Genomic DNA, 16,337 nt, shown 5'->3' on the forward strand with positions numbered 1-16,337 from the left:
GCCTGATTTACAAAAAATTACTGCCGACAACGGTTATAAAATAACATTCATAGATTATGTAATCAAAGAGTATAAATGGGAGGTGGAAATTGCACAAAAACCAGAATCAGCACAAGGATTTATCCCTCAGAAAAATCGCTGGCAAGTAGAAAGATCGTTTGGATGGCTAAATTTTAAACGTCGACTATTTAGAGATGTTGAGAAAACCGTAGAATCTGCTGAGGCAATGCTTGAAATTGCCTACTTATCCATTTTTTTGAATAGAATAACAAAATAAGATCCCAAAACATACTCTAAAAAGTATTGTATTTTTTATAAGTAAATTAAATACTTTTAGTTTTAAAGTATTTAATTTATAATTACTTTTTAAAAGTACAATACTTATAAAATCAATTAATTCTTATTATACATTAACAACTTTATTAATGTATAATATCTAATAAACTAACTATATTATAAATATTAAAAAAAAGTACATTTCCCATTTTTGCATAAATAGGAAATGTCCGCCCAATTAAATGATCCTAACATTTCACCTTTGGTTACTCCGATTGACATTTAGATGCGAAAGTATTCCAGTATGACAAGACAGATAAAAATTTGAACTTTACCAGACAGAGCAGGATAGTTGACCTACACGCAAACACTATTATTGTACATATTATTCATTTAGTATAACTATTTACTCGAATTAATAATAGATGTAATGGTACTTTGATGTCAACTACTATTGGGAAATTATTTATCTATGAGCTCATCTGATATTACTGTGTCTGAAATGCAACTCATTGAAAATTTAATTCAAGGAGACAGAAGTTCGTTTACAATAATCTATAAAAAATATTGGTATAAACTTTTCCTAATAGCAAACCGCCGGCTCAATGACAAGGATATTTCCGAGGAAATCGTCCAGGAAATATTTGTACAACTCTGGGAAAAACGTGGGATCTTACAAATTCAAAGCCTGGAAAATTATCTTGTCCGGTCAATAAAATATGCAGTTATTGACCACATACGCTCTCAAATAGTTAAAGACAATTATATCAGTTATTACAAAACCTTCCTGGATCAGGAAGAATCGCAAACAGAAAATCTGGTCGATGTCAATGACATGACCATTTTTATGGAAAAAGGCCTGAAAAGTTTACCTGAGAAATCTCAGGAAGTTTTCAGACTTAGCCGAATGGAAAACTGGCCTGTAATAAAAATTGCTACTCACCTTCAATTGTCCGAAAAAGGCGTTGAATATCATATCACAAAGTCTCTCAAAACCCTTCGGATCTATTTAAAAGATTTCGTGGCCATTCTATTTATATATTTTATTATATAAATATTCAATGAATGTTTAGACATAACATATGAAAAAATATGAATTTTAGTTGATTTAATATAATGTGTCTAGGGGACGTGATTAGTTAAACGACTTTGTTATATAATTCATAACTGCTCTGCCATGACGAAGTCCGAATTTGAAGATTTGCTTTTGCGCTTTTCAAAAGATGAATGTACAAAAGAAGAGAATTTAGCAATTCGGGCATGGTTTAAGAGAATAAAAATAAAGCGGCATTTTATGCTGACAGCGAGAGAAAAGTCTTTGCTAGAAGTAAAAATGCTATTGGAAATTGATAGTAAAATAGAGGCAAATGAGCGTTCGGTATTGGGCAAAAATCTTTTTACCGGTTTCATTATTTACGCGGGTATTGCAGCATCGTTGGTTATGGCAGGTTTTTTAATCAAAAAATATAAATCAACGGGAGGTCTTATTAAAAATGAAAGTCCCTTTGACTTAAATCAATCCACAAAAATGAGTTTTATTATTCGTGAAGCAGGATAATCCACACAAGGATCTCATTAAAAATTAATAACTAAACCGTTTTATTCATTTAACCCAATTCATATGATTTTAAAATAACCAAACTTTTTTTTAAATAACAGCCGAAAGTGAGCCACCACTTCCGGCTGAGAGTAAGGCTTAATCCATCGTATAGTACACCCGTTACCGGGTGTGGAAGGAAGCGTTATGTTTTATTTTTTACATCCAATAAAACCATCAAATTTATGAATCAACCGCGACAATTACAATTGTACGCTTTACTGTACAAGATTACCAGGATTTCTCTGTCACAGCTTCTTATCGGACTTTTACTTTGTACAGCATCTTTTGCCTACAGTCCGTCACTTAAAGCTATCGTCGACCACCCTGTAAAAGGAAAAATCACAGATGAAACAGGCCAGGGACTTCCCGGCGTGAGTGTAGTTTTAAAAGGAACAACATCCGGAACTGTTTCAAATGAAACGGGTGAATATACAATCAATACACCTGATAAAGGAGGTAAGCTTATCTTTTCATTTATGGGATACCTATCTCAGGAAATTGAAACGGGTACGCGTACCAATGTTGATATAAAATTGGAGGTTGATTCAAAATCTCTTTCTGAAGTTGTCGTAGTGGGTTACGGTAGCCAATTGAAAAAGGAAATCACCGGCTCCGTTCAGACCATCAAAGCTGATGAAATTAAAGACATGCCGGTTTCTCAGGTAACACAGAAATTACAGGGAAAACTTGCCGGTGTGCAGATCAATCAAACAACAGGTAAGCCGGGACAAGGAATGCAGATTCGTATCCGTGGCCAGTTGTCAGTTTCTGCTGGTAGCGATCCTCTTTACGTTATTGACGGTTTCCCAATTACAGGAAGCATCGGCAACATGAATCCTGACGAAATTGAGGATATCACCATTCTTAAAGATGCTGCCTCAACGTCTCTTTACGGTTCACGTGCGGCCAATGGTGTTGTGTTGATTACTACTAAAAAATCAACAAACGGTAAAACCAACATTGGACTTAATGTGTACGCAGGTACTCAGAATGTACCTGATCGTGGTTTAATCAAAATGTTGAATGCGGAAGAATTCGCGCAGTTCAAAAAGGAATATTACGAAGATCAGAACCAGCCGGTTCCAACAGTATTCCAGGATCCTTCTCAATACAGAGGGAAAAACAATGATTGGTATCGCGCACTGCTACGTCGCGCTCCGCTTCAAAGCTATAACCTGACAGTAAGTACAAACACAGAAAAATCAAGTACTTCCGTTGTTGCCGGGGTTTTCAACCAGCAAGGAGTTGTTTTGAATAACCAGTATAAAAGATATTCTTTGCGTATCAACAACGAATACCGTGTAAGCAATAAAGTAAAACTGGGTTTTAATATTGCTCCGTCTTACATTTATGACAACACACCAAAATCTGATGGTGACCGTGGTACTGGTATTCTTTTTAACGCCTTGCATACCTGGCCGGTTATGCCAATTTATGATGCAAACGGGAACCTGACAACCTATAACGAATTCCCGGGTAACACAGGAAATATCTTCAAATATCCAAACTGGGTACGAGCTGCGCAACAGTTGGTTAACGAGACTAAAAAAACAGGTTTCCTTGGTAATGCCTATGCCGCGTATACTCCGATCAAAGGATTGACTTTCAAAAGTTCTTTTAACACAGAATTTTTGGCAACGAAATTCTATTATTTCAACCCGTCTACTGCGACTTACCAGATCAACGTACCGATACCTACAACCGCAGCATCGATTCGCTCGAATACACAAAATTTCAGCTGGCTGAACGAAAACACGGTTACTTACAATAAAACGCTTGGTGATCACAATTTTGAATTACTTGCAGGATTTACGAAACAAAAAGTTCGCGAGGAAATATTGCAGGTTTCTGCAAATGTGTACCCGGATGACCGTATTTCAACTCCACAAAGTGCAATAAACATCGCACGCGGTAATGCAACTTACAGTGGAGTAAATCAATATACATTATCATCTTACCTGTCACGTTTGACCTACAACTTTAAAGGGAAATATCTTTTCACCGCAGCCGTACGTGCCGATGGATCTTCCCGTTTCGGTGCTGACAACCGTTGGGGGGTTTTCCCATCCGCTTCTGTGGGTTGGGTATTGTCGGATGAAGCTTTCGTGAAAAATATCAAACAAGTATCTTTCGCAAAAATACGGTCCAGCTACGGTGTAATTGGGAACAACAACATTGGTAACTACACCCAGTACGCTACGGTTGATAACACGATTAACTCTGTATTCGGAAGCACGGTAGCACCAGGTGCAGCAGTAACTTCTCTGCAAAACCGTAACCTTGGCTGGGAAAAAACAAAACAATTTGACCTTGGTCTTGATCTTGGCTTGTTTAATGACCGTATCACTTTCGTATATGATTATTACACTAAAAGAACAACAAATCTACTTTACAGTGTTCAGATCGCGCAAGAAGCCGGTTTTGGTAACTACAATGACAACATTGGTGAAATCAAATTCTGGGGACATGAATTTTCTTTAACAACACGCAATACAGTGGGTCAGGTTAAGTGGACAACCAACGCCAACATTTCTTTTAACAGAAATAAGGTGATGTCGCTTGCAGATGGGATTGACCGTGTTTACGGCTCAGTTAATATTACTCAGGTTGGCAAGCCTTTTGGCCAATTCTACGGACTTGTTAAAGACGGATATTACACAACTCAGGAGCAACTGACAAGCACACCCGTTGTTCCGGGCCGCTCCGCAATTGGTGTTATCAGATACAAGGATCTAAATGGTGACGGTGTTATTACTAACGGTGGAGATAAGGATGACAGAACGGTCATCGGTAATCCATTCCCGAAATTCACCTATGGTATTACTAACAGTGTGTCTTATAAAAACTTCGACTTTTCTATCACAGGATCAGGATCGCAGGGCAATCAGCTTTATGTAACCCACTTATATAGCACAGCCAACCTTGACGGGGTATTTAACATGGTGGCTGGTGTGAAAGATCGTTTCCGTGTTCAGAACAACGCTGCTGGCGTTGCTACGACTATCATTACGCAGGGAAAAGGACAGTTTGGAGCAACCAACAACGGAGGAAACTACACAGGACTTGAAAGAGACTGGGCTAGTACGCAATTCCTTGCAAACGCTTCTTACTTTACTATTAAGAACGTTACACTGGGTTACAACATCGGTATTAAAAATAAAATTTTTAAATCTGCACGTCTTTATGCTTCGGTGCAGCAGTTGTATGTATTCACGAAATACTGGGGCGGCCCTAATCCTGAAACCAGCGGACAACCTGATGGTAATGGTCCTGGTGATAACCTGAGCTTAGGCCGTGATTTTTCTAACTATCCGGTACCACGTACATGGACGGTTGGGATTAACCTGAACTTCTAAAATACCGTAGCCAGCTATTAACATTTTATCGATATTGATAATGAGAAAAAAACTAATCATTGCTTGTTTGGCCACACTGGCATTTACAAGCTGCCAGGATAAATTCCTTACCGTTATTCCGGAGACAACGTTGAGTGCCGGCGTTTACTTCAAAACCCAGGCCGATTTCCAGGCGGCTGTCAATGCCACGTACACTCCATTGAGAACTATTTTCAATGACCGCGCCTGGAAATTGGGCGAATTGCATTCCGACAATGCTTATTATGCCCGGAATCCACTTTATGGTGCGGTGGATGCAACAGAAAACATAGCAGATTTCGCGATTCCAACGGCGAATGGTGTTACGGCTAATGACAATGTATTGCAGCAGTGGCGTCAGGATTACCTGATCATTGCGAGGGCAAACCAAATATTGGCACTGATCGATGGTGTAGATTTCGACGCTGCTATTAAGGCTAACCTGAAGGGACAGGCGTTGTTTTTAAGAGCTTTTGCTTACTTTGAACTGGCAAGATATTTCGGATCTGTTCCTATTCACCTTGTACCGGTAACAACTCGCCAGGAAGCTGCGCTGCCTTTGTCAAAAGTGGAAGACGTGTATGCACAAATTGAAAAAGATGCCAAAGAAGCCTCAACTTCCCTGTTACCAAAATCAACACAAGAAGCAGGACGAGTGACATCTGGTACCGCTAAAATGTTGCTAGCTAATCTTTATGTCGTTCAAAAAAAATGGGCTGATGCTGCAACCTTACTCGCCGATATCGTAAAAAGCGGTAGTTATTCTTTGATGCCTAATTATGACGACGCATTTTCCGGAACGTCTGACAACAAAAACAATGCGGAGTCAGTTTTCGAAGTGCAGTATATGGAAGGTGCAGCCGGATATAATGGCAACTTGATTTATCAGATCATGCCTTCCCCGATTACTGCGGCAGAATTATTCCCGATTACAGGAACTAACAATACGCAGGGTACTTCGCAGGAAAGTAGCGACATTCCAACTCCGGATATCATTGCTGCCTTTGAAACAGGTGACAAGAGAAAGGATATTAATATCGGGTACGTGACGCTTAGCCAAAGTGCAAGAGTGGATAAAAAATATCCATATATTAAAAAGTTTGCCCGCAAGCATACGCAGCAAGGCAACACAGGCCAGAATTTCCCGGTTTATCGTTATGCTGAAGTGCTTCTTTTCCTTGCTGAAAGTTTGAATGAGTCTGGTAAATCCTCTGATGCTATTCCTTACCTGAATCAGGTACGTACAAGAGCAGGACTTGCTGCAACGACCGCTTCTTCACAAACTGACCTTCGCGAAGCGATCTTCAAGGAAAGAAGAGTTGAACTTGCTTTTGAAAACAAAAGATGGTTTGATATCGTAAGAACAGGTAGAATTCAGGAAATTATTGTTCCTTATGGCGCGAGAGTAAAAGCTAATCCATCAGCATATTACTTCCCGGCAGGCTCCGTTCCTCCGGGCAATGCATTCACCGTTCTTGGTCAATATTATGGATTACCAGCTGTGGAATCGGCTTTGTCTCCTAATTTTTAATATTGGTTCAGGAAGTTGAATAGTCTTTAATATTGTAAAAAGTGTAGTAAGTATGATCTTACTGCACTTTTTATTTTTAAGACATACCTAAATTTATACGTGTTAAGTAAGATATTAATTAAACATTTTACACTTAAAAGACATTTAGTACTTATTAATTTTTTAATACTTATAAAAAAATAAACAAGTACTAAAAATAAAAATCTATTTATACTTTTAATTAATTAAATACTTTTAAAAAGTATAAAACTTATTAAATATAATTCGTTAGAATTTGCTTAATTTATAATGAAACCCGACAGAACAGGATGGTGGGATCAATCAATCCTTTTATACTTGCAAAATCCGATTTTTTGAAGATTAATTTAGTTTTATTCAAGTCGGAGACAATTAAAATACAGAATTCATCATACTTTAAAATTTATATTACTTAAACTCTGAGCTGTAAAATGTACACAAAAAAACAATGGTTTAGACTTCCAATTACACTTGCGGTGCTTATTGCCGTAGGCGTTTTTTGCGGGGTTTTGTTAAGCAACCGGTCCGCCAAACACCGGCCGCCTGGCTCCAAAGTAGACAAACTGAAACTTGCAGATGGATTTGTTGCAGAGCATTTATTTAGTCCATCCGAAGAACAAGACGGCTCTTGGGTATCGATGACCTTCGATGACAAAGGAAGATTGATCACTTCCGATCAATACGGCAGTCTGTTCAGAGTCGTAATTGCGCCAATCGGGTCAACCGAAAAGCCAAAAATTGAAACCCTTAAAATCGAAGGCGATACAGCCAAAATCGCTATGGGTTTTGCTCATGGTTTGCTCTATGCATTCAACAGCTTGTACGTTGTGATCAACAATCGTGAAAGTGCCAAATTCCCATTAGGCAGTGGACTATACCGGTTACAGGATACAAATAACAACGATCAGTATGATAAAATCACGCTGTTGAAAGCAATGAAAGGAGAAGGAGAGCACGGTCCGCACAGCGTCCAGCTTTCGCCTGATAAAAAATCTCTATACGTCGTGGCAGGAAATCATACCGATCTTCCGACTATGGATTCATATCGCTTGCCAAACAACTGGACGAACGATAACTTGTTTCCTTTTATCAAAGATCCAAGAGGTCATGCCAATGACAGAATGGCTCCGGGTGGGTGGATTGCTCATACGGATCCGGAAGGCAAAACCTGGGAATTGGTAAGTGCTGGTTTCAGAAATCCATTTGATATTGCTTTCAATGAAGCAGGTGATATGTTCACGTATGATTCTGATATGGAATGGGATTTCGGAACACCATGGTACAGACCTACACGTGTATGCCATGCTACCAGTGCTAGTGAATTTGGATGGAGAACAGGTGATGCAAAATGGGCTCCTTCATTCCCCGACAACGTTGGACCGGTTATGAACATCGGACAAGGATCGCCAACGAATCTAATTTATCTGAAAGATGCGTTATTTCCTGAAAAATATAAAAATACGCTTTTAGCTTTTGACTGGAGTTTTGGTATTATGCACGGACTTCACCTGAAACCATCGGGAGGAACTTATACAGCCGAGCATGAAGAATTTCTTTCAGGTTCTCCACTTCCTTTGACCGACGGTGTGATAGGACCGGATGGAGCTCTTTATTTTTTAACAGGTGGCCGCCGTCTGGAATCAGATCTTTACCGTGTTTATTATAAAGATTACAAAAGCCTGAAAGCGGGATCCAATGTTGCAGCCGTTACATTGACGCCGGAACATAAACTTCGTACCGAACTGGAAAAATACCACCTTGGTGTAAATCCAAAGGCAGTAAGTGCTTCATGGCCAAATTTGGCTCACGCTGACAGATCCGTACGTTATGCTGCAAGATTAGCAGTAGAACATCAGCCAGTTGCTGAATGGAAAGACAAGGCGTTGAACGAAACAAATCCGGATACAAAAATCTATGCACTTCTAGCACTGGCGCGTCAGGGTGACAAAAGCGTAAAAGAACCTTTACTTAAAGCACTTACATCAATCGACTTCAAAAAGCTTTCAGAATCGAAACAACGCGATCTGTTACGTACTTTTGAGGTTACATTTTTCCGTTATGGCGTTTTGGAAGGAGCTATAAAAACTCAGGTTACAAATTATCTGAGTCCGCATTATCCTTCGACCTCTGCACTGAGCAATCGTTTGTATGCCAAACTTCTTGTGTTCCTTGAAGCTCCCGGAGCTGTTGAAAGAACATTAACGTTACTTACAAAAAATGAGTTTTTCGATGACAAGGACAACGAAACAGCAACGGCTTCTTCGGATCTGATTCTTCGTAATCCGCAATATGGACTTGATATTGCAGGAATGCTTGAAAAGATGCCAGCGAAACAGCAGACTTTTTATGCATTTGTATTAAGTACTGCTAAAATGGGCTGGACTCCACAATTACGTGATACATATTTTAAATGGTACGACAAAGCATTCAGTTACAAAGGCGGAAGAAGTTATATCGGCTTTATTGAAAAAGCACGCCAGTTAGCCCTTGCAAATGTACCGAAAGATAAAGTTGCTTATTACAACAAATTATCCGGTGCTGAAAAACTTACCATGAACGGTAATGATCTGGCGATAGAATACAACCCGAAAGGGCCTGGACGCGGCTGGAAAGTGGATGACGCAGTTAGACTTGTTCAGGACAGTCTTGCGGGAGCCAATTTTGAAACCGGAAAAATGATATTCTCCGCCGTGCTTTGCAGCAGATGTCACGCCATACAGGGAGAAGGAAATGACATTGGCCCTGATTTGACGCAGCTGGGAAACAGGTTTACGACCCGTGATGTTCTTGAAGCGATAATCACTCCAGATAAAGCGATATCCGACCAGTATGCCTCTACCATATACACTCTTAAAAACGGCGAATCGGTTTTGGGAAGACAAATGAATGAAGATGCGAATTTTTATTACATCGCACAAAATCCATTTGACCAGAAAACAATCCGTAAAGTTTCCAAAAAAGAAGTTAGCTCAACTAAAATTTCACCGGTATCCATCATGCTCCCTGGGCTTATCAATGGACTGAACCCGAAGGAATTGAGAGATCTAATTGCTTATCTGGAATCTGGCGGAAGCAAAAGTAGTCCGATTTATAAAGAGGGCAGTGTTCAAAAAGGAGGAAAATAATAATACATTTAAAATGTATTATTAAATTAAAAAGTAATAAAAGTAAAGCCTGAATTGAATTAAAAATCGGGATTGGATAGTAGAATTGTCCATCTCACGAATTTTACTTCAATTCAGGCTTATTCTTTAAAATTTCATGAAGATTATTAAATTTCAAATTTCTCATTTACTATGGGCATTCTTTTTAAGTTTGTCCGTTTTGTCATACAACGCGCAGGCTTTTCCCAAAAAACTGTATAAAGTCCTGATCATTGACGGACAAAATAACCATAGAAATATGGCTGACGGAACCGTGATGATGAAAAAATATCTTGAAGAAACCGGTCTTTTTACCGTTGATATTGCTACGACTCCAAAAAAGGGAGAAAATATGGATAGTTTCAAACCTGATTTTTCAAAATACGACGTGGTTTTATCCAATTATAACGGAGACTCCTGGCCGGAAGCTACGAATAGCGCCTTTGAAAAATTTATTAGAAATGGCGGTGGGCTTGTAACAGTACACGCCGCTGACAATTCTTTCCCTAATTGGCTGGCCTATAATCAAATGATAGGAATAGGCGGATGGGAGGGACGGAATGAAAAGTCTGGTCCGTATTTGTATTTTGATGAAACAAAAGAAAAAATGGTAAAAGATACTATAAAAGGAGTTGGCGGAAGTCATGGTAATCAGCATGAATTTATCGTCAAAACAAGAGATACCAATCACCCGATTATGAAAGGTTTGCCGGCTGAATGGCTTCATCAGAAAGATGAACTTTATGACCGTTTGAGAGGGCCGGCAGAAAACGTTGACGTGTTAGCAACAGCTTATAGTCCTGTTGAACAAAAAGGGTCAGGAAGAAACGAACCCATGTTGATGACTCTAAAATATGGAAAAGGAAGAATATTTCATACCACACTGGGTCATGAAAACTATTCTCAGAAATGTGTTGGATTTATTACAACCTTACAAAGAGGAACGGAATGGGTGGCTACGGGAAAAGTTACACAAGCAATTCCAAAGGATTTCCCAACGGCAACAAAAGGAAGTGCCCGACCATAATACCTCGCATAAATTTAAAAAAATAATATAACAGTCTGATGAAAAATACATCTACAAGACGTAACGCACTTAAAAATATTATCGCCGGAGCAGGCGTTTTGAGTTTACCGTTATCTATGACAAAGGTTATGGCCGCCTCAGAAAAGGCGCTTGGCCCAAAAATGAACGGTAAAATAAATCACTCGGTTTGCCGTTGGTGTTACAGTAAAATTCCTTTGGAGACTTTGGCTCAGGAAGCTAAAAAGATTGGCCTTACATCCATCGAATTATGTGGCCCGGAAGAATGGCCGGTTCTTAAAAAGTACGGATTAACCTGTGCGCTTCCTTGGGGCGAAGGATTAACAAAAAGTCTGGATCAAGGATTTAATGATCCTAAAAACCATGCGGAACTGATCAAAGGTTTTGAAGATATTATTCCGAAAGTGCAGGCTGCCGGTTACAATCAGATTATCTGTTTTTCAGGAAATCGCAGGGGCATGAGTGACGTGGATGGTATGATGAATTGCGCTATCGGCCTAAGAAAATTGATGCCAATAGCTGAAAAACATAATGTAACCCTGGTGATGGAGCTGCTGAATAGTAAGGTAAACCACAAAGATTATATGTGTGATAACACAGCCTGGGGCGCAGGATTGTGTGAAATGGTTGGGTCGGAAAAATTCAAATTGCTGTATGACATTTACCATATGCAGATTATGGAAGGTGACGTGATAGCAACAATTAGAAAATATCATAAATACATTGCCCATTACCACACAGGTGGTGTTCCGGGGAGAAATGAAATTGATGAAACACAGGAATTATATTATCCTGCGATCATGAAGGCTATTACAGAAACAGGCTATAAAGGATTCGTAGGCCAGGAATTTGTGCCGAGCCGTAAAGATGATATTGCTTCTTTGAAACAAGGCGTGACCATTTGTGATATTGCTTAAATTGTGATTATACCCAACATGAAATCAAATACGAATTTACCATTATCGGTTACAGAAGTCTTTGCAGCATCTGACAAAGCACTTGGAGCAGAATTAAAAGGAAAAATAAATCATTCCGTTTGTAAATGGTGTTATTCCAAAATTCCTTTGGAAACTTTCGCTCAGGAATGCCAGAAAATTGGTTTAAAATCTATCGAACTTTTAGGTCCGGAAGAATGGCCGGTTTTGAAAAAATATGGCCTGACATGCGCGTTACCCAACGGAGCAGGAATGGGTATTGAAAAAGGATTTAACGATCCCAAAAATCATGATGCCCTTGTGAAAAGTTACGAAGAGATTTTCCCGAAAATTCAGGCGGCAGGATATACAAGTGTTATTTGTTTTTCTGGTAACCGTAATGGGATGTCGGATATTGACGGCATGAGAAATTGTGCAGAAGGTTTAAAACGCCTGATTCCCTCCGCTGAAAAATACAATGTAACCTTGATCATGGAATTGCTGAACAGCAAAGTGAATCACAGAGATTACATGTGCGACCATACGACATGGGGAGCAGGACTTTGCGAAATGATCGGTTCTGAAAAGTTCAAACTGCTTTATGATATTTACCACATGCAGATCATGGAAGGTGACGTAATCGCGACCATTAAAAAATATCACAAGTACATCGGTCACTATCACACAGGTGGTGTACCAGGAAGGAATGAAATTGATGAAACGCAGGAGCTGTATTATCCGGCGATCATGAAAGCAATCGTAGATACAGGATTCAAAGGATTTGTGGCTCAGGAATTTATACCAAGCCGGAAAGACGATATTGCTTCGCTAAAACAGGGTGTTACAATTTGTGATATTGCCTGATCTGAATTAACATTTTTGGTTTAAAAGTAAAAACCCCGTTTGGCTTTTCAGTCCAACGGGGTTTTTACCTTATTACATCAACTTATAACATCCACTGATTATTCTAATTCCAGTTCATCTCCTTCTTTTACAACCTTTACTTTTCTCTTTCTTTCTGCCCATAAGTAAAGTGGTGGTAATAAAATCGGAGCGAAAATAAGCGTACTTGTTAATCCGCCAATGATTACGGTAGAAAGTGGTCTCTGTACATCTGAACCAATACCTGACGAAATTGCGGCAGGAACGAGACCGATAATGGCAACAACAAGAATCGAAAGAAGTGCGCGAAGCTGTTCGGTAGAAGCAAGTAAAACATTACTTCTGATATCATTTTCAGTATTCAAAACGGATCTGTTTAAGGCGGAAACGAGTAAAACCCCAGCCATTACCGATATACCGAAAATACTTACAAAGCCAACCCCGGCCGATACGTTGAAATAATACCCGCGCATCAATAAAGCAACAATTCCTCCGCCTAATGCGAATAAAATACAACTCATTGTAACCATGGTGTGCGAAAGATTTTTAAACAACATGAACAAGAACAAAAATACCATCACAATGGTAAGCGGAATAGTAAAGGCCAACTGTTTTCCTGCACGTTCAAGGTTTTCATACTGACCACCATAAACGATACTATAACCCTTTGGAACCTTGATTTTAGCATCCAGTTTTTTCTGCAACTCAGCAACAAAACCTCCCTGGTCACGGCCTCTGATATTGGTACGAACCGTCACCATTCTTTTACTGCCATAACGGTAAATGTTAGTCTGGCCTTCAATAAAATGAATATCAGCCAACTGATCCATAGGTATCAAAGCACCGGTTAGTGATGGAATCTGAAGATTTTTGATAACATCAATTGAGTTTCTGTATTCAGGTAAAAAACGTACAACGATATCATAACGTTTTGTTCCGTCATACAAAGTCGAGATTGTCTTACCTCCAATAGCGGCTTCAATCATATTCTGGATGTCAGCTACATTTATTCCAAAACGTGCAGCATTCTGACGATTAATATTGATAGCCAATTGTTCCTGCGGACCTTCCTGCTCGATGTTAACGTTTTCAGCACCAGCGGTTTCCTTTACAATTTTTGTAATACTATCTGCTTTCATCCGCATCATACCAAGATCATCGCCCACGATGGAGATAGCAAGATCGGCTGCACTACCTGTCACGATTTCCATCACCTGGTCAATAATAGGTTGGCCGGAAGAAAAAGCAACGGATGGTAATTGCGACTGCAAATCCGCCTTAATTTTCTGAACCAGTTCTTTTTTCGTGATTGTTTTACTCCACAAATCGTAATCTTTCAAACCGATCAGAATTTCATTTCTGTTGGCCGGGAACGGATCTGTACCATCGTCATTACGACCTGATTGTGTGATTACAAAAGATATCTGCGGATATTTTGCAATGATACTTCTGATCTTTGGCGCATAACTTGCGTTTTCCTGAATGGTAATACCGGCCGCGAAATTTCCTCTCAAAAAGATAGAACCTTCATCCAAAGTCGGCAGAAATTCAGACCCAAGTTTTGCTCCAAATAGTACCAGAACCATTACAACAGCAAAGCCAATCAGAACCGTTGTTTTGTAATAAGTCAAAAACTTCGCTATGGTTCTGGCGTAAATATTTGTCAAACCGTCCAGAACAAAATTCTTGTGCTCTTTCATCGGTTTCTCCGGATTAGCCAATTGTTTCTTGTAGGCGAAGGAAATTAACACTGGTATAAAAGTTAACGCTGCTATCATTGACCCAATAACAGCAAAAGCAAGTGTTAAAGCCATTGGAGAAAATAACTTGCCCTCTACGCGTGTCATCAACAAAATTGGCATATAAGCCAGAATGATGATGGTAACGGAGAAGAAAATTTCACGACCAACTTCCTGAGCAGCAAGCAAAGTGATCTTTACAATACCCTGCTGTTTTTCCTCAACCGTTGCTGTTCTATATTTCCTTATCAAATGCTCAGCCATTACGCAGGCACCATCCACAATGATACCAAAATCAATCGCTCCCAAAGAAAGCAAATTGGCAGGAATTCCTGTCAGACGCATTAATATAAAAGCAAACAATAACGAGAACGGAATCGTAAGCGCAACAACCAAGGCACTTCTAATACTTCCAAGGAAGAAAATCAATAGAATAATTACGATTGAAATCCCTTCAAAAAGTGTATGCGCTACCGTTTCAAGCGAATGATCGATAAGGAAACTTCTGTCATACAAAGGACGTAAGGTGACGCCTTCCGGAAGTTCTGTTTCCGTAAGATCAGCCATTCTTTGTTTCAAAACCTTCAAAACCTCACTTGGGTTTTCGTAACGACGCAAAAGAATAATACCTTCAACGCCTCCGCTCACATCAACGCTGTCTTTTGTGATAGTGTAACCCATAACCCCGCTTGGCGGTGGCGGTGTTATTTCAACCGTTGCCACATCACGAAGAAATACCGGAACACCGTTTGCAGATTTCAGCACGATATTTTTTATATCTTCCTCAGTCTTAATCGCTCCCAGTCCCCGAACGGCAAAACCTTGTCCTCCGCGCGAAATAATATTTCCACCCGTATTCTGGTTATTAGCGTCCACGGCGTCCATTACATTTTGTAGGGAAAGGCCATATTTAACCAGTTTTTGAGGCGAAGTTAAAATATGGAATTGTTTCAAGGGCCCGCCAAATGTTGTAACATCCGCAATACCAGGCACTTGAAGTAACGCAGGTTTAATAACCCAATCCTGCAAATCTCTCAATTGTGTAGGACTAAAAGTCGGCGGAGCCTCAACAACGTAACGTAAAATTTCACCAACCGCCGTAGATAGGGGAGCCAGCTCCGGAGCTACACCGGCAGGTAATTCAGCTGCCGCAACTCTTTCCAAAACCTGCTGTCTTGCGAAATAATCGTCCGTTCCGTCTTTGAAAGTAAGCTGAACAACAGAAAGTCCGAAAATTGTACGACTTCTGCGGTCCAACACGTTGGGTGTATTTTGTAAAGCGCGCTCGATAGGAACAGTAACCTGTTGTTCCACTTCTTCCGCTGCCCGGCCAGGATATTGTGCGATAACAATTACGTTTGTATCTGCAATATCAGGGTAGGCTTCTATCTTGAGCTGGGTAAAGCACCAGTAACCGATGCCCATAAGTACAAAACTGATGGAAATAACCACCCATCTGTTTCGCAAACTAAAAAAAAGCAAGTTCTTAATCATCTAATTCCACTTATCTACGTGATTGGTAATAATAAATCCGCTTTTCACTTCTTGGCGCAGTGCGGTCAAAGCTGATTTTACATTTTCTTCTTCATCAATGAAGGTGATCAAAATCGGCGTCTCATCGAAACTGAAAAGATCAAAAGGCCGGTTAAGATGCTTGCTTTCGTCATATCCCAGTCGGCCGACAAAAACGGTGGCACCCCGGATTTTCTGTTTTAGCAGCAACTGCATAATATATTCATATAGCGGCTGCTCACGGAAAAACTGATCTTTTCCGATAAATATCTGTGCTTGTAGCATGTACCAATGAGTTTATGT

The 16,337-nt window shown here is 39.8% G+C and carries 11 protein-coding genes; 9 read left to right on the forward strand and 2 right to left on the reverse strand.

What is annotated here, in order from left to right; genetic code table 11:
• The 9 genes from FDK13_RS24560 to FDK13_RS24600 all read left to right on the forward strand — a co-directional run.
• A partial coding sequence (locus tag FDK13_RS24560; protein ID WP_170982892.1) for a transposase occupies nucleotides 1-277 on the forward strand: 277 nt, incomplete at its 5' end.
• 471 nt (nucleotides 278-748) lie between these two features.
• The gene (locus FDK13_RS24565) at nucleotides 749-1,330 is read left to right on the forward strand and encodes an RNA polymerase sigma factor (protein WP_137342671.1); all 582 of its coding nucleotides are present in this window, start codon (nucleotides 749-751) and stop codon (nucleotides 1,328-1,330) included.
• 153 nt (nucleotides 1,331-1,483) lie between these two features.
• The gene (locus FDK13_RS24570; RefSeq protein ID WP_137342672.1) at nucleotides 1,484-1,834 is read left to right on the forward strand and encodes a hypothetical protein; all 351 of its coding nucleotides are present in this window, start codon (nucleotides 1,484-1,486) and stop codon (nucleotides 1,832-1,834) included.
• A gap of 224 nt (nucleotides 1,835-2,058) precedes the next feature.
• Nucleotides 2,059-5,232, forward strand: a complete 3,174-nt coding sequence (locus tag FDK13_RS24575; RefSeq protein ID WP_137342673.1) for a SusC/RagA family TonB-linked outer membrane protein — start codon at nucleotides 2,059-2,061, stop codon at nucleotides 5,230-5,232.
• A 40-nt stretch (nucleotides 5,233-5,272) separates the two neighbouring features.
• On the forward strand, nucleotides 5,273-6,781 hold the full coding sequence (locus tag FDK13_RS24580; RefSeq protein WP_137342674.1) for a RagB/SusD family nutrient uptake outer membrane protein: 1,509 nt from the start codon (nucleotides 5,273-5,275) through the stop codon (nucleotides 6,779-6,781).
• Nucleotides 6,782-7,230: 449 nt separating this feature from the next.
• Nucleotides 7,231-9,924, forward strand: a complete 2,694-nt coding sequence (locus FDK13_RS24585) for a PQQ-dependent sugar dehydrogenase (RefSeq protein ID WP_137342675.1) — start codon at nucleotides 7,231-7,233, stop codon at nucleotides 9,922-9,924.
• 136 nt (nucleotides 9,925-10,060) lie between these two features.
• Entirely contained in the window at nucleotides 10,061-10,969 is a 909-nt protein-coding gene (locus FDK13_RS24590) for a ThuA domain-containing protein (RefSeq protein WP_137342676.1), read from the forward strand.
• A 38-nt stretch (nucleotides 10,970-11,007) separates the two neighbouring features.
• Nucleotides 11,008-11,904, forward strand: coding sequence for a hydroxypyruvate isomerase family protein (locus FDK13_RS24595; RefSeq protein WP_137342677.1), 897 nt, complete (start codon nucleotides 11,008-11,010; stop codon nucleotides 11,902-11,904).
• Nucleotides 11,905-11,922: 18 nt separating this feature from the next.
• Nucleotides 11,923-12,765 (forward strand): hydroxypyruvate isomerase family protein, encoded by an 843-nt coding sequence (locus FDK13_RS24600; RefSeq protein ID WP_137342678.1) that lies wholly within the window; start codon nucleotides 11,923-11,925, stop codon nucleotides 12,763-12,765.
• A gap of 98 nt (nucleotides 12,766-12,863) precedes the next feature.
• Here the strand turns inward: FDK13_RS24600 and FDK13_RS24605 are convergent, their stop codons facing one another.
• Together FDK13_RS24605 and FDK13_RS24610 are read right to left on the reverse strand one after the other, a co-directional pair.
• A complete protein-coding gene (locus FDK13_RS24605; RefSeq protein WP_137342679.1) occupies nucleotides 12,864-16,016 on the reverse strand; it encodes an efflux RND transporter permease subunit in 3,153 nt (1,050 codons plus the stop codon).
• Complete coding sequence (locus tag FDK13_RS24610; protein ID WP_137342680.1) at nucleotides 16,017-16,319, reverse strand: DUF190 domain-containing protein; 303 nt, start codon at nucleotides 16,317-16,319, stop codon at nucleotides 16,017-16,019.
• Nucleotides 16,320-16,337 lie beyond the last annotated feature (18 nt).

The organism is Dyadobacter frigoris, assembly GCF_005280585.1.
In the GTDB taxonomy this organism is placed as follows: domain Bacteria; phylum Bacteroidota; class Bacteroidia; order Cytophagales; family Spirosomataceae; genus Dyadobacter; species Dyadobacter frigoris.